This is a genomic window from Streptomyces sp. H27-H1, from assembly GCF_026627445.1.
Lineage (GTDB): Bacteria > Actinomycetota > Actinomycetes > Streptomycetales > Streptomycetaceae > Streptomyces.
Genome location: NZ_JAPNLJ010000004.1, coordinates 294,745 through 320,254 on the forward strand (window position 1 = coordinate 294,745; position 25,510 = coordinate 320,254).

Sequence of the window (25,510 nt, forward strand, 5' to 3'; positions counted from 1 at the left end):
TCCACAGGCCCGGGCCGATGATAGGAAAAAGGGCAAACCGTACACATGGAGGGCGTGACGTCATGTCGGAGCATCCAGACTGTGCCCTGATCCGCCGCGGCTACGAGGCCTTCGGCCGGGGCGACATGGAGAAGCTGAGCACGATGATGACGGCCGACGTCATCCAGCACATGCCCGGGAGCGGGCCCCTCTCAGGGCACCACAAGGGCCGGGAAGCCGTCTTCGACCTCTACCGCCGCCTCGGTGAGGAGTCCAACGGCACATTCCAGGTGCATCTGGACAAGCTGCTTGCCGACGGCCGCGGCCACGTCATGAGTTTCCACACAGCGCGCGCCGACCGCGGCGACCGCGGGATCGAGATCCACGAGGGCATCTTCTTCACGATCGTCGCCGGAAAGATCAGCGACCTCGACGTCTGCACCGAGGACATCGACGAAAGCGACGCCTTCTGGGCCTGACGCCTGACGCCTGACGGCTGGTGACGGTCGAAGGAGAAGCAGAGCGGAGAAGAAGGAAGAGAAAAAGAGCGAAGAAAAGAGGCCCGGAGCCGCAGCTCCGGGCCCCTCCGCCGCTCAGACCTGCTTCGGCGCCGCCTGCTGCACGACCTCGAACGACCACACCGACGAGCCCGTGGCAGCCGGCTTCGGCCGCCCCGCACCGCCTTCGCCGCCCCCCGGGCCGCCAGGGGCACCCGCTCCGCCCGCTGCGCCACCCTGGTGGGCCGCCTTCATGGGCCCCTCCATCCACGCCTGGAAGTCCTGCTCGGAACGCCACCGCGTGTACACGAGATACTGGTCCGTGCCCTCGACGGGCCGCAGCAGTTCGAACCATTCGAAGCCGTCCGAGCTCTCCACGGAGCCGGCCCGGGAGGCGAACCGCTGCTCCAGAACCTCGCGCTGTTCGTCCGGGACGGTGAGGGCGTTGATCTTCACGATGCTCATGCCCGCCATCCTAGGTATCGCGCGGGGGATATCGTCGTCCGGGTAAATGAAGCACGCGGTATGGAACGTGGTACGAAACGCGGCAGCCAGGCGAAGTCAGGGTTGCAGTCAACAGGGCGGGAGGCCGGCGAGGCGTGGCTAACGCGGCGGAGCACAGTGGTGCGAACGGACATGCCGGGGTCATAGGCGGTAGCGGCGGTGGCCGGCTGGAGGCGGCACGCCTCATGCTGTGGGCGCTGGCAGGGCTGCTGGCGGTCAGGCAGGTTACGGTCGTGCTGCGCGTGCCACCCGGCGAGTGGCTCAGCGGCTTCCACCTCCCGGGCAGCCTGCCGGGCTCGCTCTACACCAACGGCCAGTTCACCGGGACCCCCTTCGCGGGGCTGGTCCTCAAGCCGCTCCTCGGCCTCGCCGCGCCCTCCCTGGAGGTGGCCTGGACCTGCGTGACCCTGCTGGTCGTCGCCGCCATCGGGCTGGTGGCCGCGCGCGGCCTGCCCGACCCCGTGCCGCGGCGCACCGCGCTGCTCGCCGCCCCCGTGCTGGTCGCGCTGATGATGGTCTCGCTGCCCGTCCGCGAGGCCGCCCTGCCCGGCCAGACCGCCGTACTGCCGGTGCTGCTGGTGCTGCTGGCCGTGTTCCGGGTCCCGGGCGAACGCCCCTCCGGGTTCCTGATCGGCCTCGCCGCGGCCCTCCAGCCCGCGCTGCTGCTCTTCGCCCCGCTGCTGTGGCTGTCCGGACGCCGGGCCACCGCCCGCTCCGCCGCCCTCACCTTCGCCGGTGCCACCGCCCTGTCCTGGGCGGCCCTGCCCAGCGACTCGTGGACGTACTGGGTCCAGCACCTGGCCGGCACCGGCCTCGGCGGCGCACCCGACGGCCTCGCCAACCAGTCCGTGCACGGCGCGCTGCTGCGCCTGGGCGTCTCCGGCCCCGGCGAGGTCCTGCTCTACGCCGCCCTCGCGGCCCCGATCGTCTGGATCGGCCTGCGCCGCGCCGTCCGCTACGCCCGTGACGGACAGGTGCTGCTCGCCGTCGCGATCACCGGCTGCGTGGCCGTAGCCGTGTCCCCGACCGGCTGGCGCCACCAGCTGCTGTGGGTGCTGCTCGCGGTCGCCGGCAAGGTCGGCAAGAGGGCCGCGGACCGGCCGGTGTGGCCGGTCGCCGTGGTGCTGGCCATGACCCTGCCGAGCGCCGTGCTGCTGCCCAACCTGGTCGCACTGGCCCCCGTACGGGACAACGTGCTGCTGCTCGCGGCCCTCGCGGCGGCCTGCGCAGTGCCGTTCCTGCCGCGTTCCTCCCCGTACTGGCGCGAGCCGGTCCCCACCGCCTACGGGCGGCCCGCGCCCGCGCGCTGGGCCCGGGTACCGCTGCTGCCGTTCTGGCGGCGGGTGCTGTCGCGCCCGAACCTGTTGCTGGAACTGCTGCTGATACGGGTCGGGTACTCGCTGTACTCGCACATCCGGGCCGCCGCGCCCACCAGCCGCACCCTCGCGGAGGGCAACGGCAGCCAGATCCACGGGATCGAGAAGGCGCTCGGCATCGACATCGAGCACGCCGTGAACCACGCCGTCGTGAACGTGCCCTGGCTGGAGGCGTTCTTCAACTTTTACTACACCTCCTTCCACTTCGTGGTCCCGCTGGCGATCCTGGCCGTCCTGTACTGGCGCAGCCCCAAGGACTACCGCTGGGCCCGCGCCTCCCTGGGCCTGGCCACGGTCCTCGCGCTCATAGGTTTCTGGCTCTACCCGCTGGCGCCGCCGCGGCTGATGCCCGGCATGGGATTCATCGACACCGTGCACGGCGCGCAGGACCTGGCGAACCCGAGCTACGGGGCCATGACCGCGATCTCCAACCAGTACGCGGCGATGCCCTCGCTGCACTTCGGCTGGTCGCTGTGGTGCGGCATCGTGATCGTCACGCTCGCGCCGAAGGGCTGGCAGAAGCTGCTGGGCGCACTGCACCCGACGGTCACGGTGTGCGCGATCGTCGCCACCGCCAACCACTGGGTGCTCGACGCGGTCGGTGGTGCGCTCGTCGTCACGGCCGGCTTCGGGCTCGTCTACGTACTCTCGGGCCCCCGGGGCGCCGTGCAGGCGACCGGGGCCGCCGTGCCTCGGCCCAGGCGGCCCGAGCGGATCTCGGCGGGGCCCGCGGAGCGGACGAGCGCCTGAGGGCTTGCAGCCCTCGGCTGCGCGAAGGGGTGCCGGGGCGGTGTAGCAGCCCGCCCCGGCACCCCTTCGCGATGGATCGCCGCGTTCTGTCAGGATCCGCCCGTGGGGCGGCTTGCGCCACTCGGGTGAGGCCGGGGCCCTTGGCGTGGCCCGGCTCGGCACCCCCCTGGTTCCTGGCGGGACTGGCCGTGTGCCGGGTGCGGGTTCGTTGTGGCCGGTCGCGCGGTTCCTCGCGCGCCTAGTCGGTCGGCGCGCAGTTTCTCGCGTTTCCAGTGGGGACGAGGTTGGCGACTACGAGGGCTATGGCCGCTCGGGCCGTGTCCGCTTCGCCCAGGACGGTGGTCTGGCGGGGGCCGCGTACGCGGAAGCGGCCATCCGGCAGGGGCTCCACGGCCGGTGCGGTCACGGCGAAGGGATGCCCGTCGGAGGCGCTGAACCACAGGGTGAAGTGGCTGGTGTACGGGTACAGCCGGCGCAGTTCCGGTTCCTGGCGGGCGGCCTCGATGAGGGCTAGGACGCCTTGGCTCATGGGCTCGGATCCGCCGCCGAGATCGACCATCCGCTGCCACGTGGTGGGCAGCCGCTGCCAGCGTCTCGCGCTGGGGTCCTCAAGGTTCATCCGGGCAGTCTGGGGTCCGGCCTGCCGCCTAGGCAATGATCCGGAAGGCGGCGAGACGGTAACGACCGGCCGGTAACAACCAGGGGTCGGCAGGTGGGCCCGAGGGACGGCAGGGGCCGGGCGTGGGAGGTGGGGCCCCTGCCGTCCTGGATAGCGGGTCAGCCGTGGCTGACCCGCAGCTCCTTGATTCCGTTCAGCCAGGCCGCGCGCAGCCGGCGCGGAGCCTCGCCGGCGAGGTGCAGGTCGGGCAGGGCGTCGGCGAGGGCGTTGAAGATGAGGTCGATCTCCATGATGGCCAGGGACTTGCCGAGGCAGAAGTGCGGGCCGCCGCCGCCGAAGCCCAGGTGCGGGTTCGGGTCGCGGGTGATGTCGAAGGCCTCGGGGTTCTCGAAGACCTCGGGGTCGTGGTTGGCGGAGGAGTAGAACATCCCCACCCGGTCGCCCGCCTTGATCTTCTGCCCGCCCAGTTCGGTGTCCTGGGTGGCGGTGCGCTGGAAGGACACCACGGGGGTGGCCCAGCGGACGATCTCCTCGGCCGCCGTCGAGGGCCTGGTCGCCTTGTAAAGTTCCCACTGCTCGGGGTGGGTGAGGAAGGCGTGCATGCCGTGGCTGATGGCGTTGCGGGTGGTCTCGTTGCCCGCGACCGCGAGCAGCAGTACGAAGAAGCCGAACTCGTCGGAGCCCAGGTTGCCCTGGCCCTCGGCCGCCACCAGCTGCGTGACGATGTCCTTGGCCGGACACTCCTTGCGGGCCGCCGACAGGTTCATCGCGTAACCGATGAGCTCCGCCGCGGCGTTGCCGCCGACCTCGGCGGTGATCGCGTATTCCGGGTCGTCGTACGCGATCATCTTGTTCGACCAGTCGAAGATCCGGGACCGGTCCTCCTGCGGTACGCCGATCAGCTCGGCGATGGCCTGCAGCGGGAGCTCGCACGCCACTTGGGTCACGAAGTCGAAGCTGCCGTCGGCCGAGGTCCGGGCGGCCTCCGCGACGATCTTGCGGGCCCGGTCGCGCAGGGCGTCCTCCAGCCCGCGGATGGCCCGCGGGGTGAAGCCCCGCTGCACGATCTGGCGTACGCGGGTGTGTTCCGGCGGATCCATGTTCAACATGATCAGTCGCTGGGCATCTATGGCCTCGCGCTGGATGTGCTCGTTGAAGCGGATGATCGCCGTGTTCGTGGTGGAGGAGAACAACTCGGGGTGCGTGGAGATGTACTTGACGTCCGCGTGCCGGGTGACGGCCCAGTACCCCTCGTCGTCGAACCCCGTGATGCCCCGCTGCTGCGGGCACCACCACACGGGCGCGGTCTGCCGCAACTGCGCGAACTCGGGGTGGGGGACCCGGTCCTGGAGGACGTCGGGGTCCGTGGCGTCGAAGCCTTCGGGCAGCGCGGGGCAGGTCATCGGGCGACTCCAAAGTCTGACGGCCCATCAGAAGATGGCTTGAAGGTAGTAACGAGTTCTAGAAGTGACAAGGGGCCCCGCGCCAACTGTTGCGTGTGGAATCCGTTTGACGTGCTCCTCGGCATGAAATCCGGGGGTTCCTGCCACGGCCGGGTGGCCGTCTGGGCGGCTTCCTGCTTCTTCACGCTGCGCCGGGACTGTCGTCCTGGTCTTACCCGCGCTCCGCGAGGCGTTTAGCCTGTCCGCCCGTCCGGCGGCCAGGGTGTTCTTCGCGGCGTTGTCGTCACGGTCGTGCACGGCCCCACATGCTGCGCATGTCCAGGTGCGGACGTGGAGGGGTTTGGGGCCGTCCTTGACCCCGCAGGCCGAGCAGACCTGCGAGGTCGGTTCGAACCGGCCGATCTCCCGAAGTGCCGGCCGTGCTTGGCGGCCTTGTACTCCAGCATGTCCACGAACGCGGACCAGCCCGCGTCGTGGACGGACTTGGCCAGGCGGGTCCGTGCCAGTCCTGATACCGCGAGGTCTTCCACGTACACCGCTTGGTTGTCGCGGATGATCCGTGTCGACGTCTTGTGATGCCAGTCCCTGCGCCGGTCGGCCACCCTGGCATGCTGCCGGGCCACCTTGATCCGGGCCTTGGCCCGGTTCTTCGACCCCTTCACCTTCCGGGAAAGGTCCCTCTGCAGACGCTTGAGCTTCCGCTCCGCCCGCCGAAGAAAACGCGGCGAGCTGATGCGGGTGCCGTCGGAGAGGGCGGCGAAGACAGACAGTCCCAGATCGATACCGACCTCCGAGTTCAGCTCGGGCAGGAGCTCGGGGGCGGTGTCCACGACGAAACTCGCGAAGTACCGGCCGGCCGAATCCTTGATCACGGTCAGGGAAGTAGGTGCGGCCGGCAGCGGCCTCGACCACGTCACCTTCAGATCCCCCACCTTGGCCACATACAGCCTGCCGTTCGCCCGGAGGGTGAAGGCATTGGTGTTCAAGCGGATGGACTGCCGGGTGTCCTTCTCCGACTTGAACCGTGGCGGCGCCACCTTCCGGCCCTTGCGCTTGCCTGTGGCTGAGTCGAAGAAGTTCTTGAACGCGGCATCCAGGTCCCGCAGTGACTGCTGAAGGACAACCGCCGACACCTCAGCGAGCCAAGAACGCTCTTCGGTCCGCTTGGCCTCAGTGATCCGCAGCCGCGACAGGTCGGCCGACTTCACGTACGGCAACCCCGCCGCCTGCGCTTCCCTCCGGTCGTGCAGACAGTCGTTCCACACCGCACGCGCACACCCGAACGCCTTCGCCGGCGCACGACACTGAGAGGCGTTCGGATACACGCGGTAGTTGTAGCGGAGCTGCATGCGGGCGACCGTACGGGAGTTGGCTGCAGCGCTCTACGTGGCGACTATCGGCGTTTCGGGCGTGCGGGTCGGCTACGTACGCCTACTCGCTCGCTGCGGCCAGATAGCGGCAGGCCGTATCCAGCCTGTGATCAGGGCAGCCCCTGAGGCGTATTTTCGCCCCCGACTACGGGAGATCCTCAGTAAGCCGCGTGCAAGACCCTTGCGTACCGGGTCTTCTGGTCATAAGACTGCGGGGAGAACTAGAACGCGTACTAGTTCGGGTGGGGCGCCGGGACGGCCCATCCGGCAGCTGGAGCGCGCTAGCCGATGCGCGCTGTGCGCTACGCAGGAGCAGGAGAGGACGAGCTCATGGCCGCGGAACCCGTCATCGTCGAAGCCGTACGCACCCCGATCGGCAAGCGCGGGGGCGCGCTCGCCAATCTTCACCCCGCCTACCTTCTCGGCGAGACCTACCGCGAACTCCTCGCACGCACCGGTATCCAGCCCGACTGCGTGGAGCAGATCGTGGGCGGTACCGTCACCCACGCCGGCGAGCAGTCGATGAACCCGGCCCGCAACGCCTGGCTGGCCATGGGCCTCCCGTACGAGACCGCCGCCACCACCGTGGACTGTCAGTGCGGCAGCTCCCAGCAGGCCAACCACATGGTCGCCAACATGATCTCCGGCGGTGTCATGGACATCGGTATCGCCTGCGGGGTCGAGGCCATGACCCGCGTCCCGCTCGGCTCCGGCTCCAAGCACGGTCCGGGCAAGCCCTTCCCGGACGAGTGGAACGTCGACCTCCCGAACCAGTTCGAGGCCGCCGAGCGCATCGCCCGCCACCGGGGTCTGACCCGCGAGGACGTGGACCGCCTCGGCGTCCTGTCCCAGGAGCGGGCCGCGGCCGCGTGGGCCGAGGAACGCTTCAAGCGCGAGACCTTCGCCGTGCAGGTGCCCACCACCGAAGCGGAGCAGGCCGCGGGCCAGGGCATGTGGCGGCTGGTCGACCGGGACGAGGGCCTGCGCGACACCTCCATGGAGGGCCTCGCCCGGCTCAAGCCGGTCATGCCGACGGCCGTGCACACCGCCGGGAACTCCTCGCAGATATCCGACGGCGCCGCCGCCGTGATGTGGGCCTCGCGCAAGATGGCCCGTGCGCTCAAGCTGCGGCCGCGCGCCCGGATCGTCGCCCAGACGCTGGTCGGCTCCGACCCGCACTTCCACCTGGACGGGCCGATCGACGCGACGCGCGCCGTGCTGGGCAAGGCCGGCATGTCCCTCAAGGACATCGACCTCGTCGAGATCAACGAGGCCTTCGCCTCCGTCGTCCTCAGCTGGGCCCAGGTCTTCGACCAGGACCTGGAGAAGGTCAACGTCAACGGCGGCGGCATCGCGCTCGGCCACCCCGTCGGCGCGACCGGGGCCCGCCTGATCACCACCGCCCTCCACGAGCTGGAGCGCCGCGACAAGGAGTTCGCGCTGATCACCATGTGCGCGGGTGGCGCGCTGGCGACGGGCACCATCATCCAGCGGCTGTAGTAGCGGCCGCGACTGGGCCTCGGCTGTGGCTGTGGCCTTGGCTTCAGCCGCGAGTGTCGCGGATCCGGCAGTCGCGCATCCGGCGGCCGCGGTACCCGCCGCGCCGCCCTCGGACCCTGTGGGATGGGATCGCGAAGGCCCCGGTGGCCGGACCTGGGGAGGTCGGCCGCCGGGGCCTTCGCATGCGCGCACCGAGCCCTGCGAGAGGGTGGCGGGCGCCTTCCTGCCTGTCTGCCGCCACTGGTCGGCTTAGTACCAGTGGTGGGACTGCCAGAAGTCCCAGGCGCCGACGGGGCTGCCGTAGCGGGAGTTCATGTAGTCCAGGCCCCACTTGATCTGGGTGGCCGGGTTGGTCTTCCAGTCCGAGCCGGCCGAGGACATCTTCGAGGCCGGCAGGGCCTGGACCAGGCCGTACGCGCCGGAGGAGGCGTTCGTGGCGTTGGGGTTCCAGCCGCTCTCGCGGGAAACGATGTTGTTGAACGCCGCGAACTGGGCCGGGTCCTTGATCATCTGCTGCGCGACCGCCTTGGCGTTCATCGGGGCGGCCTGCGCGGGAACCGCGGCAAGCATGGAGCCGGCGACGCCCAGGGCGAGGACGGTACCCGCGAGGGCCTTCTTGGAAGCGGCGAAGCGGCGGATGACGGTGTTGGACACGGACTGGCCTTTCGGAGGGGACAGGGCGGTCGCAGGCATGCCGAAGACATGCGTGAGCCACTCACGCGGAGGAGAGGGGTTCGTCGGCGGGGATGGAGACCGGGGACGAACCCGGGGGGCTCTCCGTCCGCCTTGCGACTCATCCAGTTCTACGGGGGTTCGCAGCGCCTGGCAACGACCCCTCTTACTAGTGGTCCTCGCAGGCGGGGCGGAACGGCCCCCCTCCGCCCCTGTGGGCATCACTGCAGGTGGGAGGCGGTTCGTGGGGGTGGATAAGGGACTTTTAAGGACTACTATCCCGCTTCGTATGTGACCAAGGTCCTGTGGGGCGGGTCACCGCCAGGAGGCCCGGATCTCACCCTCCGTGCCCACCCGTACCCCTTTCGGGGGAAGGCTAGCGGGCGGATCCGGCCCCGGATCGAAGGCCACGGGAGCGTCGAAGGCAGCTTTCCGTGTCGCCCGCCGCAGCGCCTTCAGCAGGGTCGCGCCGAGCGTGAGGGTCAGTACGACGGTCAGCGCGGCCCGGCCCAGGTCCCAGCCCACCGAGGTCGCCAGACAGTACGAGAGGAAGCGGGCCAGATTCGCGGGCACCGGGTCCCCGGGGTGGAAGGAGATGCCCTGCCCCATGCCCTGCAGGATCACCCAGCCCTGCAGGTTCATGATCGTGCCGTACGCGAAGGAGCCGAGGAACCCGTACAGCGCGAGCATCGCCAGCTCGGCCCGCCCACGGATCCGGTCCGGCCCAGGCAACAGCCCGGCACCCAGCGAGAACCAGCCCATGGCCAGCATCTGGAACGGCATCCACGGCCCCACACCACCCGTGAGCAGGGCCGACGCGAACATCGTGACCGCGCCCAGGACGAAACCGAAGCCCGGCCCCAGGACCCGGCCGCTCAGCACCATCAGAAAGAACATGGGCTCCAGGCCGCCCGTACCGGCGCCGAGGGGGCGCAGCGCGGCCCCGACCGCGGCCAGTACGCCGAGCATCGCGACGGCCTTGGCGTCCATGCCGTCGTCGGCGATGGTCGCGACGACCACGCCCACGAGCAGGGGGAGCAGGGCGGCGAAGAGCCAGGGGGCGTCATGGGAGTGCGCGAAACCGGACTGGCGGTCGGCGAGGAGCGGCCAGCCGAAGGCGGCGAGACCGATGAGGCTGACGAGGACCAGGGCGGCGGCGGCGCGGGGGCCGATGCGCAGGGGGCGGGAACGGGGGAGGGAGACGGGGGCCCGGTTGGGGGCCGGAGCGGGGGTGCTCATGAGTCCACCCCGGCCGAGAGGGCCGCCGCGACCTGGGAGACCGTGAGCCAGTGGCCCGGGGCCAGGATCTTGGCCACCTGGGGCGCGAAGGCGGGGGAGGAGACGACGACCTCGGCGGTCGGGCCGTCCGCTACGACCTCGCCGCCCGCCAGGATCACCACGCGGTGGGCCAGCTCGGCGGCGAGCTCCACGTCGTGCGTGGCCAGGACGATGGCGTGCCCGTCGGCGGCGAGCCCGCGCAGGATCTCCACCAGACGGGCCTTGGCGGCGTAGTCCAGACCGCGGGTCGGCTCGTCGAGGAGCAGCAGGGCCGGGCGGCCGGTCAGGACCAGTGCCAGGGCCAGGGCCAGACGCTGCCCCTCGGACAGGTCGCGCGGGTGGGTGTCGTCGGGGACATCGGGGAGCAGGGCGGCGACGAGGGCACGGCAGGTACCCGGCGCCTGGCCGGCGTCGTGGTCGGCGGCGGCGCACTCGGCCGCGACGGTGTCGGCGTAGAGGAGATCGCGGGGCTCCTGGGGGACCAGGCCGACCCGGGTCACCATTTCGGGGGGCGGCGTCCGGTGGGGGATGCGGCCGCTGACCGTCACCTGGCCGGTGGTGGGCTCCAGGGTGCCGATGAGGGTGGCGAGGAGGGTCGACTTTCCGGCGCCGTTGCGGCCCATCAGGGCGATGGTCTCGCCCTTCGACACGGTGAGGTTGATCCCGCGGAGGACTTCGGCGCGGCCGCGACGGAGGGAGAGGCCTTTGACCGTGGCCGGTCGGTCCCGGTCCGTGGTGGGGGTGGAGGCGGGGGCGGTGAATGCCGACCGGTCGCGCCGGAGCAGGCGGGCGAGGCGGCCGGGGCGGGGGTGGCGGGGGCCGGTGCCGGGGCCCTGCGGGCGGCCGTCCCCTACCCACCCTTCGCCCGTTCCCCGGGGCTGCGCCCCGGACCCCGGTGGGGGCTGCGCCCCGGAACCGGCCTCGGCGCGGGCCGTCACGGCGGGTTGCGCCTCGGACCCGGCTTCGGCCTGCGGCGTCACGGCGGGCTGCGCCCCGGCGGCAGGGTCGGGCTGGGCCCCGGTGCCCGCCGGAGGCTGCGCCGCAGGCTCGGTCCGGGGCTGCGGCCTCGGGTTCGGCGGCTCGGGGGTGGAGAGGGAGAGGAGGCGGTCGCGGAGGGGGGTGGAGCGGCGGCGGGCGTCGCGGATGGAGAGGGGGAGGGGGGACCAGGCGGCCAAGCGGCCCAGGGCCACCACCGGGGGGTGGACCGGGGACACGGCCATGATCGAGGACGGGGAGCCCAGGACGGCGGGTGCGCCCGGGGAGGGGAGGAGCAGGACCTGGTCGGCGTACTGGACCACCCGCTCCAGGCGGTGCTCGGCCATCAGGACGGTCGTGCCCAGGTCGTGGACCAGGCGTTGCAGGACGGCCAGTACCTCCTCCGCCGCCGCCGGGTCCAGCGCGGACGTCGGCTCGTCCAGGACCAGCACCTTCGGGTGCGGGGTCAGGACCGAACCGATCGCCACCCGCTGCTGCTGGCCTCCGGAAAGGGTGGCGATGGGGCGGTCGCGGAGGTCGTTCAGGCCGAGGAGGTCGAGGGTCTCCTCGACGCGGCGGCGCATGACGGAGGGTGCCAGGCCCAGGGATTCCATGCCGTAGGCGAGCTCGTCCTCGACGACGTCGGTCACGAAGTGGGCCAGCGGGTCCTGGCCGACCGTGCCGACCACGTCCGCGAGCTCCCGCGGCTTGTGCGTACGGGTGTCCCGGCCGGCGACCGTGACCCGGCCCTTGAGGGTGCCCCCGGTGAAATGCGGGACCAGGCCCGAGACCGCCCCGAGGAGGGTGGACTTGCCGACGCCGGAGGGGCCGACCAGCAGGGTCAGCTCGCCTTCCGGGAGCGTGAAGTCGGCATGGGCGAGGGAAGGAGCTGCCGCGCCCTCGTACGTCACCGATACGTCGTCGAAACGGATCACGGGGATACGTCGCCTCCTTCGGCGGTGAGGGTGAGGGGGAGGTCGGTACGGGGCGGGGCCGGTGCGGGGGCCACGAACGCCGGCAGCAGGCCGATCAGGATCGCCGCCGCCGGCCAGAGCGGGAGGGTGGGGACCACGAGGGGGACCACCCCGGGCCGCAGGCCCTCCGGGTCCAGGGACGCGGCCCGGATCAGCAGCGCCGCGACCGCCGCGCCCGACCCGGCGACGAGCCAGGCCCGCAGGCCCCACCGGTCCGGCCGGTAGCGGGTCCGGATCGACCGGCGGCCGCCCAGGCGGAGCCCGGCCAGGGCCAGCAGCAGGGAGAGGAGGAGGAGCGCGAGACCGTACTCGGCGCCCTCCGCCGCCAGCAGCCCGTACGTACCCGCGCACATGCCCAGCAGCCCGCCGAGGGTCAGCACGTTGGTGGTGTGGCGGACGGCGGCCGGGACCTGCGCCGTGCGGCCGTAGCCGCGGGCGTCCATGGAGGCGGCGATGGCCACCGAACGTTCGAGCGCGCCCTCCAGCACCGGCAGGCCGATCTGGAGGACGGCCCGCACCCCGCCGGTGGGTCGGCCGCGCAGGCGCCGGGCCGTACGCAGGCGGACCACGTCGGCGACCATGTTGGGCGCGAAGGTCATCGCGACGACCACGGCGACGCCGACCTCGTACAGGGCCGCGGGCAGGGACTTCAGCAGCCGCGCCGGGTTCGCGAGGGCGTTGGCGGCGCCGACGCAGATGAGGAGCGTGGCCAGCTTCGCGCCGTCGTAGAAGGCGAAGACCAGCTGCTCGGCGGTGACCCGGCCACCGAGCCGGATGCCTTGCGCCCAGGCCGGGAGCGGGACCTCGGGGAGGGTGAAGAGGGTGTGCGCGCCGGGAATGGGCGAGCCGAGGAGCATGGAGAAGAAGAGGCGTAGGCCGATGACGAAGAGGCCGAGCTTGACGAAGGCCCCGTAGGAACGGGCCCAGGGGGCGTCGGTACGGCGGGCCGCGACCACGTAGCCGGCGACGCCGACGATCAGGCCGAGGAGGAGGGGGTTGGTGGTGCGGGAGGCGGCGGCGGCGAGCCCGAGGGCCCAGAGCCACCAGGCACCCGCGTGCAGGGCGTTGCCACGCGTGGCCTCGGGGGCCTGCCAGATTTTTTTGTACGTCGGCACGCGCGGGGTGCCGGTTACCCGGTCGGGGGCGTTCGGCCCGGCCGGGGTGGGGACGTCGCCTGCGGGGCCGTGGGGCGTGCGCCCGGCCTGCGGCCGGGCCGGGTTCCCACCCGCACCACTCGTGCGGGTGGGCGGGCGGGTGCGGGTGGCCCTGGTGGGTGGCAGGCCGCCGTCGGCGCCCGCCCCGCCGTCCTCCTCGGGGCCGTCCGTCATCGGATGCGGCGGCGGGACTGCCAGAAAGCGGCTGCGCCCAGGGCGGCCACCGCTGCGATGCCTGCGAGGAGGCCCGCCGACGGGCCGCCGCCGGAGTCGCCGGACGTGGCGCCGGACGCTTCGGCGGACGTGGCGGCGGGCTTGTCCGGGGCGGTGGTGGTGGCGGGGTCCGCGACGGGTTCGCCGCAGCCCCGCTTCGGGTAGCCGGAGACCGCGCACAGCAGTGCCGCGCTGTTGTAGCGCAGCGGCTTGGCCACTTCCGCCAGTGCCTCGGCCGCCGTGGCGTCCGGGCCGACCTGCGCGCATGCCGTACGCGGAGCATCCTGTGGCGGGGTGTCGCCCGCCTGGGCCTCGGCGGGCGTGCCGAAGTCGATGACCAGGGCGATCCGCTTCTTGCCCGCCACCGGGGCGGTGGCCGAGCAGATGGCCGTGAAGTCGGCCTCCGCGCGCGGCGGGGCGGCCTGAGCGGCCGCGTCCTTGCTCACCACGAAGTGGAAGCCCTGCACGGAGCCGTCCGCCGGACGCAGCGAGGAGGGGCCCTGGGTGGCGTACGCCCACGTGCCGCCGGCCCCGTCCCAGAACGACCAGTAGCGGTAGGTCGAGGCCAGGGCGGGTGACGCGGCCAGCAGGGTCATGGCCAGGGTCAGGACGATGCCGCTGACGAGGGCCGGCAGCGACAGGCGGCGCCCGCGCATCAGAGCTGGTTCTTCTTCCGGCGGCCGCTCAGCACGATGCCGATGCCCATACCGGCCGCCGCGCCAGCCAGGATCATCCACCAGACGTTGTTGCCGCCGGATTCCTTCTGCTTCTTCTCCGCCGCCGGCTTCTCCTGCTGCGGCGCCGGACCCGTCGCGTTCAGCGCCGCCACCAGGTCGGTGCCGCCGAAGGCCTTCGGGTCGGTGCCCGTCGCGTGCGCGGCCAGGATCAGGGTGCCGAGGCCGGCCGGGTTGCCCTTGGACCACTCGGCGGAGTTGTTCTTCAGCCACTCCAGGGCGCCCGCAGCGGACTGCTTGTGCCCGGCCGCGGCCAGGGCGATGACCGCGTCGGCGGTGTTGCCGGTGTCCGGGGTCGGCTGGTCGGCGCCCGCCGTGATGGCGGTGAGGTGGCCGTCCTTCTTCAGGACGTCCGCCAGGTACCCGGCGCCGCCCTGAGCCGCCGCCACCGGATCACCGGCGGTCGCCGGGCAGGTGAGCGGGGCCGCGGGGGTGTCCGTGGAGGAAGAGGGGGAGACGACCGGGCCCGTACCGAGTCCGGCCAGGACGACGGCGGCCGTCGCGTCGGCGCTGGCGGACAGCTTGCCGCCGGCCGGCTGGAACGCGAAGGCGCCCCGGTCGGCGGCCGGCTCGGCCGAGCAGCCCAGCTGGAAGGTGAGGAGGGCCTCGTACGGAGACTTGCCCGCCTTCGACTTGACCTCGGCCGGCTTCTCGCCGGCCGCCTCCAGGGCCCGGATGACGAGGGCGGTCGAGTTGGCGTCCGAACCGCCGTCCATGGCGCCGCCGGGGTTGTTGCTCCAGCCGCCGTCCTCGTTCTGTACGGACTTCAGCCAGCCGACCGTCTTCTTCACGGTCTCGGCGTGGCCGCCGACCGCGGCCAGTGCCTGCACGGCGACCGAGGTGGCGTTCGAGTCGATGAACGCCGAGGCGTCGCAGGCCTTGGCCGTGTCGGGGCGGAAGGCGGGGAAGGAGCCGTCGGCGCACTGCTGGCCGACCAGCCAGTCCACGGCCTGCTGCGCGGGCTTCACGCCCACGGTGTGCTGGGCGAGCAGCGCGAACGACTGCCGCCACACCCCGTCGTACGCCGGGTCGTTCTTGCCGAAGAGCCCGGAGGGGATCACGGGTGCCGGGGACGGCGTGGCGACATCGGCGAGGGCCACGGGGGCCGCGCCCACGCAGAGCACGGCGGAGACGGCGAGCGTGGCTGCGCTACGGCGGACGTTCATGGCGGGGCGGGTGCCTCTCGTGCTGGGGACCCGGAGGCAGGCAGCACAGCAGTGGAGGCTGGCACCGGGCTCCGGCTCCGTTTACCTCGACGGTGCCGGCCGCCGGAGGACCCGGCGGCACGAGCCGCGCACCTCCGGTACGGGGCATTCCGGCTCCCCGCCCCGATGCTGCCGGGGTGGGTCACGGTTGCGGGTCAGCGCCGGATTCGCACCGGCTTCCCCCCGTACGGAAGTGTGGACGACGCCCATACTGTACCGGCCCGTAGCCCCGGTGCCTGGTGGTGCCACCTGCCGGCGCCCCTTACCGAGGCCCGCTCGAGGAGCCCGATCCCCTCCCGGGTTCCCGTACCCAGCCGTCTTGCGCAGCCCCCTCCCGCGCTCGCCGTCCGTATCAAACGGCGCGGTACGTCACGGGGTCGCTGCCCGGCACCGCCTCCGCGCGGCCCTGCTTCACGAGGCGTCGCAGGTGGGCTTCCGCTTCGGAGACGGCGATGTTGCGGGAGCCGTACGGGATCTGCTCCCAGGGCCGGTTCCACTCCATCTGCACCGCCAGCGCCCACGGTGTCAGCGGCTCGGCGAGCAGTTCCCACAACCCGGTCAGCCGCTCCTCGTGGTGGTCCAGGAGCTCCCGTACGCGGGCCGGCGCATCGGTGAAGGCGTGCTGGTGGGCCGGGAGCACCTCGGCCGGTCCGAGGCGGCCGATGCGTTCGAGGGAGTCGAGGTAGTCGCCGAGGGGGTCGGTGACCTGTTCGGAGGACGGGTCCTCGTAGAGGCCGATGTGCGGGGAGATCCCGGGCAGCAGGTGGTCCCCGGAGAAGAGGCGGCCGTTGCCGGGCAGGTCCGCCGGATGCTTCTCCTCCAGGTGCAGGCAGACGTGGCCGGGGGTGTGCCCCGGGGTCCAGACGGCCCGCAGCTTGCGGCCGGCCAGCGGCAGCAGCTCGGCGGGGACGATCTCCCGGTCGGGGACGGCGGCCCGGAGTCCGGGCAGGGTCCGCATGCGGCCGTCGGCGCGGGCGGCGCGCAGCGGGGCGATGTGTTCCTCGGGGGCTCCGGCGGTGGCCAGCTTCTCGCTCATGTAGTCGTACCAGACACCGGGTTCGGAGGCCCGGGTCCGTACGACGACCTCGGTGTCGGCCGCGTGCATGGCGATCCAGGCGCCGGAGGCCTCGCGGACCTGGCCGGACAGGCCGTGGTGGTCGGGGTGGTGGTGGGTGATGACCACGCCGTGCACGTCGGCGATGCCGATGGAGAGGGCGCCGAGGCCTGCGACGAGGGTGTCCCAGGACGCGGGGTCGTCCCAGCCGGTGTCGATGAGGACCGGGCCGCGGTCGGTGTCGAGTACGTGGACGAGGGTGTGTCCGAGCGGGTTGTCGGGGATGGGGACCTTGATGCCCCACACGCCGCCGCCGTGATCGGTGACGTGAGGTGTCACGTCCGGGGTGTCCTCTGCCATGAGGGGCTCCGCTCTAACGAGAACAGGTCCAGCAACAGCACGTCCAACAGGAACGTGTTGCAATAGTCGCCCAAGTCGACCACTTTCACAGCTTCCTGACTAGTCGTTGGATCTTCAAGGTGTCGCGGGAGGCGTCAGGGGAGGCTGCGGCGGAGGTGGTGGCGGAGGTGGCGAGGGGGCGGTTCGGTCAGGGTCGTGGACTCCTAGAACTAGAACTGGTATCAGTTCTGGAACGCCAAGCCGCAGGAGGCATCAGCCATGACCGAGCTCGTGGAACACGGAAAACTGTTCATCGGCGGTGAGTGGACGGATCCGCTGGGCTCCGACAGGATCAAGGTCGTCTCGCCCCACACCGGGCAGGTCATCGGCAGCGTCCCGCACGCCTCGAAGGCGGATGTGGACCGGGCCGTCGCCGTGGCCCGCAAGGCCTTCGACGAGGGCCCGTGGCCGCGCACCACGCTCGAAGAGCGGATCGCGGTGGTCACCAAAATCAAGGACGCCATAGCCGTCCGACACGAGGAGATCGCCCGCTCGATCAGCTCCCAGAACGGGTCCCCGTACTCGTGGAGCATCCTCGCCCAGGCCCTCGGCCCGATGATGGTCTACGACGCCGCGATCACCGTGGCACGCGACTACCCGTACGAGGAGTACCGCCAGGGCGCCCTCGGCCCGATCCTCGTACGGCGCGAGGCGGTCGGCGTCGTCGCCGCCGTCATCCCGTGGAACGTCCCGCAGTTCGTGGCCGCCGCCAAGCTGGCACCCGCGCTGCTCACCGGCTGCACGGTGATCCTCAAGCCGTCCCCGGAAGCGGTCCTCGACTCCTACATCCTCGCCGACATCGCCCGCGAGGCCGGCCTGCCCGAGGGCGTGCTGTCGATCCTCCCCGCAGACCGCGAGGTCAGCGAATACCTCGTCGGCCACCCGGACGTGGACAAGGTCGCCTTCACCGGCTCCGTCCCGGCCGGCCGCCGGGTCATGGAGGTCGCCTCGAAGAACCTCACCCGCGTCACCCTCGAGCTCGGCGGCAAATCCGCCGCCGTCATCCTCCCGGACGCCGACCTGGACACCGCCATCGCCGGCATCGTCCCCGCGGCCTGGATGAACAACGGCCAGGCGTGCGTGGCCCAGACCCGCGTCCTCGCCCCGCGCAGCCGCTACGAGGAGATCGCCGAGGCGCTCGCCGCCGCGGCCTCGGCACTGGTCGTAGGCGACCCGATGGACCCCGCGACGCAGCTCGGCCCGCTGGTGGCCAGGCGGCAGCAGCAGCGCTCGCTCGACTTCATCCGGATCGGCCAGGAGGAGGGCGCCAAGATCCTGTCCGGCGGCGGCCGCCCGGCCGGCCAAGGCCTCGACCAGGGCTGGTACGTGGAGCCGACCCTCTTCGGTGACGTCGACAACTCGATGCGGATCGCCCGCGAGGAGATCTTCGGCCCGGTCGTCTGCCTGATCCCGTACGGGGACGAGGCGGAAGCGGTACGCGTGGCCAACGACTCGGAGTTCGGACTCAGCGGCAGCGTCTGGACCGGCGACGTGGAACACGGCATCGACTTCGCGCGACAGGTGCGGACCGGCACCTTCAACGTGAACACCTTCAGCCTGGACATGCTCGGGCCGTTCGGCGGCTACAAGAACAGCGGCGTCGGGCGGGAGTTCGGCCCGGAGGGGCTGAGCGAGTACCTGGAGCACAAGATGATCCACCTCCCGGCAGGGTACGTACCCCCCGCGGCCGGTGCGTGATGGGCGACAGATGGCACGTCGAGGTGGACCGTGGGGTCTGCATCGGCTCGGGAATGTGCGTGAACCACGCCCCGGAGGGCTTCACCCTCGACTCGGCCCGCCAGTCGCATCCGCGGGCGGCGGAAACGGACGCGAACGAGCCGGTCCTCACGGCGGCGGAGGGATGCCCGGTGGAGGCGATCTCGATCGCACTGCTGGGCACGCGTGAGGCGGTGTTCCCTCCGGAGGAGTAGGGGAGTAGGGGAGTAGGGGAGTAGGGAGTGGGATGGGGGTGCGGGGTAGGGAGTGGTTCCGCGCCAGTGAGGCAGCCGTCGGGGAGTGTCGCAGCGCGACCGTCCCCGGCGGCTGTGCCGTGTCGCTGCGGGGGTGGGGGTTGGGCTTGTGCTGCGGGTGGGTGGTGGCTTTGAGGGGTGCGGTGGGCGTCCCTCCAGTCCAGCGTCCTTTCGGTGTGGGCCGGTCGGTCAAGGGCGCTCCTTCGTCGCGTCGCTTCGCGATGGCCTTCGGCCACCCTTGACCGACCGGCCCACACCGAAACGCCACAAGACTTCCGGGATCCCCCCCCGGGGAATGGCCGGGGGGAGGAATGGGGAGGGGCGGGCGGACTGGACAGGCCCATGCCCCTTCCCCCCGGTCAGCCTGACGACGGACGGTCGGGACCGACCCGTGAGCCGGAATGGACGCCCGGGGCGGTCAGGGCATCCAGGGACGGGCGGTCGCACACCCTTTCCGCGCCTTCGGCCGCCAATACGCGTGCGAGGACGACCACAAGGACCTCAGGGCCGGTGGGCGCGACAGATCGCTACGCCCTCCCACTCGGCTTGGCGACCGACCACCGCCCGTGGCGGGACATACGGGCCGCACACGGCTGGTTGCCCTCCCGGCCGGCTTAGCGGCTACCGGCCGCCGTCTGTGGCCGGTCATGCGCGCTGTGGATGATTCGGGGAGTGGTTGAGGTCGCATAGCAGTGGTCGCGGGCTTGTCGAACAGGGGTTTTTGGCTGGCCAGTTGGAGGACTGGATGTGTCTACGCCGGGGGCCTGACCAGGTTCGCTGTCAGTGCCTTGTGCCATTATTCGGACGCGTCGCGGGGGGAGTGGGCCGCGGTTTTTCGATTGCCAGGGGGTTGGGGATGGGCGCGGGTACGGAGCCGGACGGGTCGTCCAGGTCTGACGAGGAGTGGGAGCGGTTCCTGCGGGAGTCGGTGGCGGGTGCCGGCAACGCGCCCAAGGAGCCGTCGGCGCGTGCCCGTGACGTGGCGAAGCGGCTGGGCGCGGAGCCCCACCGTGGTCCGGAGGCCTGGCGCAGCTATACGCCCGCGCAGCCGAAGCGGCGCACGGGCTGGTACGTGGCCGGGCTGCTGGCCTCGCTGGTCCTCCTGCTGGTGGCGCTCGCGCCGGAGCGGATACTGGACCTGTTCACCAGCGGAGACTCCGACTCTCCGTTGGCGGCAGAGACCGCCCGCCCGACCCAGGCACCTCCGGCGGAAGTGGCTCAACGCCCCACCAAAGAAGAGCCGTTCCGCGGTTCGCCGGCGGCGGGCTGGGCGAACGAAGCGGCGGGGATCACCGTGCCGAAGGCCGGTGCTGTCGGCTGGATGAGTGAGACCGAGGTCGAGCGGGCTCTCGCCCTCAGCCGGGACTTCCTCGTCGCGTCCGGCCTGGACCGTGGGGTGCTGCAGGGCGAGCGCCCCGAGAAGGCGATCGCACTGATCAACCCGCACCAGAAGGACGTCCAAGACCTTCTGAAAACCGCATTCCAAGCCCCGAGCGCGGAGAACGACCCGCTCCTCCTCTTCAGCCGCTTCCAGCCCTCCCACGCCCACTTGGTCGGCGACGTCGTGAAGACCCGGGGCCTGCTCATCTACCGCGAGGGTAAGAACGGCGCACTCGAGGTGACCGCCGACGTCACCTTCGTCTACCCGGTCACCCGCGCGGCCGACAACGACGAGATCGTGCGCACGATCGTCCGACGCGAGCTGGTACTGAGCTGGGACGATCCAGCCAAGGTGCGCACCGAGCCGGGCACGTTCTCGATCGTCTCGTACAAATACAACATGACCAACGGCGGCTGCGGCACCTCCACGGGCTACCTCACGCCGCCCTTCGGCACGGACCGCCGGACGGACGATGCCGGCACGAAGACCGACCCGTACGACCGCAGCACATCGGTAGGCCTGGGGGAGTCCTCCGTAGACGGGTGCGGGACAGCGACAAGGTCCTAGCCCCCTGGCTTGGTCCGAGCGCCCCTTCGCGTCAAACGGACCGGTCTGATCGCCGCCATGCGACCGTAGCCACTTCCCGGACCTTGTGTGGTGCGTATGTCCAGCCACGTGCAGCCGGCAGCCGCTAAGCCGAGTGGGAGTGTGTAGCGATCTGTCGCGCCCACCGGCCCTGAGGTCTTTGTGGTCGTCCTCGCACGCGTGTTGGCGGTGGAAGGCGCGGGGAGAGTGTGCGGCCGCCCGTCCCTGGATGCTCTGACTGCCCCGCGCATCCATTCGGTCCGACAGGGCGGTCCCGATCGTCCGTGGTCAGGCTGGCCGGCGGGAAGGGGCATGGGCTCCTCCAGTCCGCCCGCCCCTCCCCACTCCTCCTCCCGGCCATTCCCCGGGAACCCCCCGGTACTCGTCAAAGCCGCCGAACCCGCAGCTCAGGGCCCTTTGGCCCTGCTCCGACCGTTCAATCCCGGCTTACCGAAACAGGCCCACCCCGCCCCGGTTTCACGTGATGGAACGTGCCCCAACGCGTGGATGATGACCAACGGTTCCTGGGAGCTGCTGCTGATCAACGTGGTGTCGCGCGCCCACAGCCACCCACAGCCAACCCATCCCCGGCCCGGTATCCCCGCCCCGCCATCCCACCCCCACCGACGGCGGAATCAGGCCTTCTCGCGGGCCGCCGCCACCGTCGCCGACGGCGCCGTCAGGTCGATCAGGCGGCAGACCGTTTCGATGTCGATCTTGACCTGGGCGATCGATGCCCGGCCCGACAGCCATGTGATCAGTGCCGAGTGCCAGGTGTGCTCGATCACCCGGACCGCCGAGAGCTGTTCCGCGGTAGGCGGGGCGTCCAGGCCCATCGCGTCCAGGATGATCGCGGTGGTCAGGCGGGAGACCGTGTCGACCTCGGGGCTCACGCTGCGGTCCGCGAAGGTGAGGGCACGGACCATCGCGTCCGCCAGGTGCGGCTCGCGTTGCAGGGCGCGGAAGGCGCGCATCAGGGTCTCCGCGACCCGGGCCGCGGGCTCGTCGCCGGCCGGCGGGCGTTTGCGGAGCGTTCCGTGCATGTGCTGGAGCTGGTCCTGCATGGTCGCGACGAGCAGGTGCACCTTGGAGGGGAAGTAGCGGTACAGCGTGCCCAGGGCCACGCTGGAGGACTCCGCCACCTCCCGCATCTGCACCGCGTCGAAGCCGCCCCGGCTCGCCAGCTGCGCGCTGGCGTGCAGGATCCGCCTGCGGCGCGCCTCCTGGCGTTCCGTCAGGGGCGGAGACGCCGGTGTGGTGACGGCTGGGGTTCCGGCCTTCGCTTCCGCTGTCATCTGTCCCGTTCCAAGGCGTTCCAAGGCGATCATGTCTGTGCAGAGGTTGTCGCAGGTGGTTGTCGCAGGCGGCTGTCGCAGGAGGCTGTCGCGGGGCTGCCGCGCGCCCAGCATGGCAGGCGCCCGAGCCGTGGCGCGAATCACCTGCCACCCCTCTTACGGTGTGGTTTCCGGCCGGTAGATTCAATGCTCTTCAGCGGATCAAGTCTGAAACTTGTTCTACATTATGCGAGCGGTTACGCTCCGGCGAAAGTGCAGGGAGAAGGGGGCCGAGAGTGACCGCAGAGGCCATGGTGACGAGCCCTTTCACGGGTCCGGCCGCCGACGACAGCCGCCCGTTGCGGATCGCACTCCTCACCTATAAGGGGAACCCGTTCTGCGGTGGCCAGGGCGTCTACGTCCGTCACCTCGCGCGCGAGCTCGTGAAGCTGGGCCACTCCGTCGAGGTCATCGGCGCGCAGCCCTACCCGGTGCTCGACACCGACGCACTCACCGGCGCCGGCGCCACCCTCACCGAGCTCCCCAGCCTGGACCTCTACCGCAGCCCCGATCCGTTCCGCACGCCCCGGCGCAGCGAGTACCGCGACTGGATCGACGCCGTCGAGGTCGCCACCATGTGGACCGGTGGATTCCCCGAGCCGATGACCTTCTCGCTCCGCGCCCGCCGCCATCTCGCGTCCCGCGCAGGCGAGTTCGACGTCATCCACGACAACCAGACCCTCGGCTACGGGCTGCTCGCGGACCTCGGCGCACCGCTGGTCACCACCATCCACCACCCCATCACCGTCGACCGCAAGCTGGACCTGGCCGCCGCCAAGGACCGCAGGAAGCGTGCTTCCGTGCGGCGTTGGTACGGGTTCACGCGCATGCAGGGCCGGGTGGCCCGGCGGCTGCATGCGGTGCTCACCGTCTCCGGCTCCTCCAAGAAGGAGATCGCCGAGCACCTCGGTGTCCAGGACGAGCGCATCCACGTCGTCCACATCGGCGCCGACACCGACCTCTGGTCGCCCGACGCCTCCGTGGCCGAGGTGCCCGGGCGGATCGTGACCACGTCGAGCGCCGACGTCCCGCTCAAGGGGCTCGTGCACCTCGTCGAGGCGCTCGCGAAGCTCCGTACCGAACAGCCCGACGCGCACCTCGTAGTCGTCGGCAAGCGCGCCGAACGTGGCCCGGTCGCCCGGGCGATCGAGACGTACGGGCTCCAGGACGCCGTCCGCTTCGTCAAGGGCATCACCGACACCGAACTCGTCGATCTCGTCCGCAGCGCCCAGATCGCCTGCGTGCCCTCGCTGTACGAGGGCTTCTCGCTCCCGGCCGCCGAGGCCATGGCCACCGGCACCCCGCTGGTCGCCACCACCGGCGGTGCGATTCCCGAGGTCACCGGCCCCGATGGGGAGACCTGCCTCGCCGTGCTGCCCGGCGACGCGGGCGCGCTGGCCGCAGCGCTGGGCCGGTTGCTGGGCGATCCCGAACTGCGCGCCCGGCTCGGTGCCGCCGGCCGCGAGCGGGTGCTGTCCCGCTTCACCTGGGCCAAGGCCGCCGAGGGCACCGTCGTCCACTACCGCGCCGCCATCGAGCGGGCGGCCGCGGCGGCTCCGAAGGCCCGTACCGCCCGGTGACTTCCCCCTTCCGTCCGAAGCAGTTCCCTTCCCACCCCCGCGACCGCGAAGGCAGGACCACGTGCTGACCGTCGATTTCTCCCGGTTCCCGCTCGCCGCAGGCGACCGTGTGCTCGACCTGGGCTGCGGCGCAGGCCGCCACGCCTTCGAGTGCTACCGGAGAGGCGCCCAGGTGGTCGCCCTCGACCGCAACGGCGAGGAGATCCGCGAGGTCGCCAAGTGGTTCGCCGCGATGAAGGAGGCCGGTGAGGCCCCGGCCGGCGCCACCGCCACCGCCATGGAGGGCGACGCCCTCGCGCTGCCCTTCCCCGACGACTCCTTCGACGTCGTCATCATCTCCGAGGTGATGGAGCACATCCCCGACGACAAGGGCGTCCTCGCCGAGATGGTCCGCGTCCTGAAGCCCGGCGGGCGCATCGCCATCACCGTGCCGCGCTACGGCCCCGAGAAGATCTGCTGGGCGCTGTCCGACGCCTACCACGAGGTCGAGGGCGGCCACATCCGCATCTACAAGGCGCAGGAGCTCCTCGGCAAGATGGAGTCCGCGGGCCTCAAACCGTACGGCACCCACCACGCGCACGGCCTGCACTCGCCGTACTGGTGGCTCAAGTGCGCCTTCGGCGTCGACAACGACCAGGCGCTGCCCGTCAAGGCGTACCACAAGCTCCTGGTCTGGGACATCATGAAGAAGCCGCTGGCCACGCGGCTCGCGGAGCAGGCCCTGAACCCGGTCATCGGCAAGAGCTTCGTCGCGTACGCCACCAAGCCGCACCTGCCCGTGGGCGCCGCGCAGTGACCTCTCCCGGGCGCACCGCGCCCGAACACCTGGTCCTGGACGGCGTACTGACCGCCGATCAGGCTGCCGTCACCGTCGCCGGGATCCTCGCCGCGCAGCGCGCGGACGGGGCGATACCGTGGTTCCGCGGGCACCACCTCGATCCGTGGGACCACACCGAGGCCGCCATGGCGCTCGACGCGGCCGGAGAGCACGAGGCCGCGGAGCGGGCCTACGACTGGCTGGTCCGCCACCAGAACGACGACGGCTCCTGGTACGCGGCGTACACCGACCGCGAGGACGGGGTCGACACCCGCGAACCGCAGGACGCGAGCCGCGAGACCAACTTCGTCGCCTACCTCGCCGTCGGCGTCTGGCACCACCACCTGTCCACCGGGGACGAGGCCTTCCTCGACCGGATGTGGCCCGCCGTGTACGCGGCCGTCGAGTTCGTCCTGGGGCTCCAGCAGCCGGGCGGCGAGATCGGCTGGAAGCGCGAGCCGTCCGGCGAGGCCGTCCCGGACGCGTTGCTCACCGGGTCCTCCTCCATCCACCAGGCGCTGCGCTGCGCGCTGGCCATCGCCGATTACCGGGGCGACGCACAGCCGGACTGGGAACTGGCGGCGGGAGCCCTCGGGCACGCGATACGCCGGCACCCGGAGCGGTTCCTGGACAAGTCCCACTACTCCATGGACTGGTACTACCCGGTCCTGGGCGGGGCGCTGACCGGCGCGGAGGCGAAGGCCCGGCTCGAGGAGCGGTGGGAGGAGTTCGTCGTCCCGGACCTCGGCGTACGGTGCGTGCTGCCGAACCCGTGGGTGACCGGCGGGGAGTCCTGCGAACTGGCGCTCGCGCTGTGGGCGACGGGGGAGTCGGACCGGGCCCTGGAGGTGCTGCGCTCGATCGGCCACCTGCGGGCCGACAACGGCATGTACTGGACCGGGTACGTCTTCGACGACGGGGCGGTCTGGCCCGTGGAGCAGACCACCTGGACGGCGGGTTCGCTGCTGCTGGCGGTGGCCGCCCTGGGCGGCGACGAGGCCACCGGCATCGTCTTCGGCGGGCTGGGCCTGCCGGCCGGCCTCGAGCCGGACTGCTGCGGCTAGTGATCTGGTTTTGAGGTCTTGGCTCGCCTCGTGAGTCGTGTTCTGTTTCAGGTTTTGGGGTTCGCCTGACGTGGCTGGTCCTGGGTCGCTCTCCTGGATGGATGGGTGACACCAGGCTGGCGC

20 protein-coding genes, 1 pseudogene and 1 riboswitch are annotated in these 25,510 nt (G+C 71.5%); of the genes and pseudogenes, 9 read left to right on the forward strand and 12 right to left on the reverse strand.

The window, feature by feature from the left end:
* Positions 1–62 precede the first annotated feature (62 nt).
* The gene (locus tag OTB20_RS06235) at positions 63–458 is read left to right on the forward strand and encodes a nuclear transport factor 2 family protein (protein ID WP_267815572.1); all 396 of its coding nucleotides are present in this window, start codon (positions 63–65) and stop codon (positions 456–458) included.
* Between the two features lie 114 nt (positions 459–572).
* Here the strand turns inward: OTB20_RS06235 and OTB20_RS06240 are convergent, their stop codons facing one another.
* Positions 573–941: an antibiotic biosynthesis monooxygenase family protein gene (locus OTB20_RS06240; RefSeq protein WP_267815573.1), complete on the reverse strand. Its 369-nt coding sequence runs from the start codon at positions 939–941 to the stop codon at positions 573–575.
* Positions 942–1,165: 224 nt separating this feature from the next.
* On the opposite strand from OTB20_RS06240, the gene OTB20_RS06245 reads away from it, so the two are divergent.
* Complete coding sequence (locus tag OTB20_RS06245) at positions 1,166–3,106, forward strand: bifunctional glycosyltransferase 87/phosphatase PAP2 family protein (RefSeq protein WP_267815610.1); 1,941 nt, start codon at positions 1,166–1,168, stop codon at positions 3,104–3,106.
* Between the two features lie 238 nt (positions 3,107–3,344).
* On the opposite strand, the gene OTB20_RS06250 is transcribed toward OTB20_RS06245, so the two are convergent.
* From OTB20_RS06250 to OTB20_RS06260, 3 genes and pseudogenes are all read right to left on the reverse strand, one after another.
* Positions 3,345–3,725 (reverse strand): DUF6193 family natural product biosynthesis protein, encoded by a 381-nt coding sequence (locus tag OTB20_RS06250; protein ID WP_267815574.1) that lies wholly within the window; start codon positions 3,723–3,725, stop codon positions 3,345–3,347.
* 158 nt (positions 3,726–3,883) lie between these two features.
* Entirely contained in the window at positions 3,884–5,128 is a 1,245-nt protein-coding gene (locus tag OTB20_RS06255; protein WP_267815575.1) for a cytochrome P450, read from the reverse strand.
* Between the two features lie 27 nt (positions 5,129–5,155).
* Positions 5,156–6,477: pseudogene (locus OTB20_RS06260) on the reverse strand (RNA-guided endonuclease InsQ/TnpB family protein).
* 351 nt (positions 6,478–6,828) lie between these two features.
* On the opposite strand from OTB20_RS06260, the gene OTB20_RS06265 reads away from it, so the two are divergent.
* Complete coding sequence (locus OTB20_RS06265) at positions 6,829–7,998, forward strand: steroid 3-ketoacyl-CoA thiolase (protein ID WP_267754915.1); 1,170 nt, start codon at positions 6,829–6,831, stop codon at positions 7,996–7,998.
* A gap of 249 nt (positions 7,999–8,247) precedes the next feature.
* Here OTB20_RS06265 and OTB20_RS06270 read toward each other — a convergent pair whose 3' ends face one another.
* From OTB20_RS06270 to OTB20_RS06300, 7 genes are all read right to left on the reverse strand, one after another.
* Positions 8,248–8,652 (reverse strand): transglycosylase SLT domain-containing protein, encoded by a 405-nt coding sequence (locus tag OTB20_RS06270; protein ID WP_420716332.1) that lies wholly within the window; start codon positions 8,650–8,652, stop codon positions 8,248–8,250.
* Between the two features lie 333 nt (positions 8,653–8,985).
* Positions 8,986–9,909, reverse strand: a complete 924-nt coding sequence (locus OTB20_RS06275) for an ECF transporter S component (protein WP_267815577.1) — start codon at positions 9,907–9,909, stop codon at positions 8,986–8,988.
* Complete coding sequence (locus OTB20_RS06280; RefSeq protein WP_267815578.1) at positions 9,906–11,858, reverse strand: ABC transporter ATP-binding protein; 1,953 nt, start codon at positions 11,856–11,858, stop codon at positions 9,906–9,908. Before OTB20_RS06280 ends, OTB20_RS06275 begins: the two co-directional genes overlap by 4 nt.
* Positions 11,855–13,225, reverse strand: coding sequence for an energy-coupling factor transporter transmembrane component T (locus tag OTB20_RS06285; RefSeq protein WP_267815579.1), 1,371 nt, complete (start codon positions 13,223–13,225; stop codon positions 11,855–11,857). The genes OTB20_RS06280 and OTB20_RS06285 overlap by 4 nt, the downstream gene beginning before the upstream one ends.
* Complete coding sequence (locus OTB20_RS06290) at positions 13,222–13,920, reverse strand: SCO2322 family protein (RefSeq protein ID WP_267815580.1); 699 nt, start codon at positions 13,918–13,920, stop codon at positions 13,222–13,224. Before OTB20_RS06290 ends, OTB20_RS06285 begins: the two co-directional genes overlap by 4 nt.
* Entirely contained in the window at positions 13,920–15,164 is a 1,245-nt protein-coding gene (locus OTB20_RS06295) for a prenyltransferase/squalene oxidase repeat-containing protein (RefSeq protein WP_267815581.1), read from the reverse strand. Before OTB20_RS06295 ends, OTB20_RS06290 begins: the two co-directional genes overlap by 1 nt.
* 142 nt (positions 15,165–15,306) lie before the next feature.
* A riboswitch (cobalamin riboswitch) is annotated at positions 15,307–15,386 on the reverse strand.
* A gap of 169 nt (positions 15,387–15,555) precedes the next feature.
* A complete protein-coding gene (locus OTB20_RS06300) occupies positions 15,556–16,617 on the reverse strand; it encodes an MBL fold metallo-hydrolase (RefSeq protein ID WP_267815582.1) in 1,062 nt (353 codons plus the stop codon).
* Positions 16,618–16,875: 258 nt separating this feature from the next.
* Here OTB20_RS06300 and OTB20_RS06305 point away from each other — a divergent pair, with 258 nt between their 5' ends.
* From OTB20_RS06305 to OTB20_RS06315, 3 genes are all read left to right on the forward strand, one after another.
* Positions 16,876–18,354: an aldehyde dehydrogenase gene (locus OTB20_RS06305; RefSeq protein WP_267815583.1), complete on the forward strand. Its 1,479-nt coding sequence runs from the start codon at positions 16,876–16,878 to the stop codon at positions 18,352–18,354.
* Positions 18,354–18,587, forward strand: a complete 234-nt coding sequence (locus OTB20_RS06310) for a ferredoxin (RefSeq protein ID WP_267815584.1) — start codon at positions 18,354–18,356, stop codon at positions 18,585–18,587. Before OTB20_RS06305 ends, OTB20_RS06310 begins: the two co-directional genes overlap by 1 nt.
* Before the next feature lie 895 nt (positions 18,588–19,482).
* Positions 19,483–20,574, forward strand: coding sequence for a hypothetical protein (locus OTB20_RS06315; RefSeq protein ID WP_267815585.1), 1,092 nt, complete (start codon positions 19,483–19,485; stop codon positions 20,572–20,574).
* A 653-nt stretch (positions 20,575–21,227) separates the two neighbouring features.
* On the opposite strand, the gene OTB20_RS06320 is transcribed toward OTB20_RS06315, so the two are convergent.
* Positions 21,228–21,887: a TetR family transcriptional regulator gene (locus OTB20_RS06320; RefSeq protein ID WP_267815586.1), complete on the reverse strand. Its 660-nt coding sequence runs from the start codon at positions 21,885–21,887 to the stop codon at positions 21,228–21,230.
* A 275-nt stretch (positions 21,888–22,162) separates the two neighbouring features.
* On the opposite strand from OTB20_RS06320, the gene OTB20_RS06325 reads away from it, so the two are divergent.
* From OTB20_RS06325 to OTB20_RS06335, 3 genes are all read left to right on the forward strand, one after another.
* On the forward strand, positions 22,163–23,506 hold the full coding sequence (locus tag OTB20_RS06325) for a glycosyltransferase family 4 protein (protein ID WP_267815587.1): 1,344 nt from the start codon (positions 22,163–22,165) through the stop codon (positions 23,504–23,506).
* Between the two features lie 61 nt (positions 23,507–23,567).
* The gene (locus OTB20_RS06330) at positions 23,568–24,302 is read left to right on the forward strand and encodes a class I SAM-dependent methyltransferase (RefSeq protein ID WP_267760789.1); all 735 of its coding nucleotides are present in this window, start codon (positions 23,568–23,570) and stop codon (positions 24,300–24,302) included.
* On the forward strand, positions 24,299–25,387 hold the full coding sequence (locus tag OTB20_RS06335) for a prenyltransferase (RefSeq protein WP_267815588.1): 1,089 nt from the start codon (positions 24,299–24,301) through the stop codon (positions 25,385–25,387). The genes OTB20_RS06330 and OTB20_RS06335 overlap by 4 nt, the downstream gene beginning before the upstream one ends.
* The last annotated feature ends 123 nt before the right edge of the window (positions 25,388–25,510 follow it).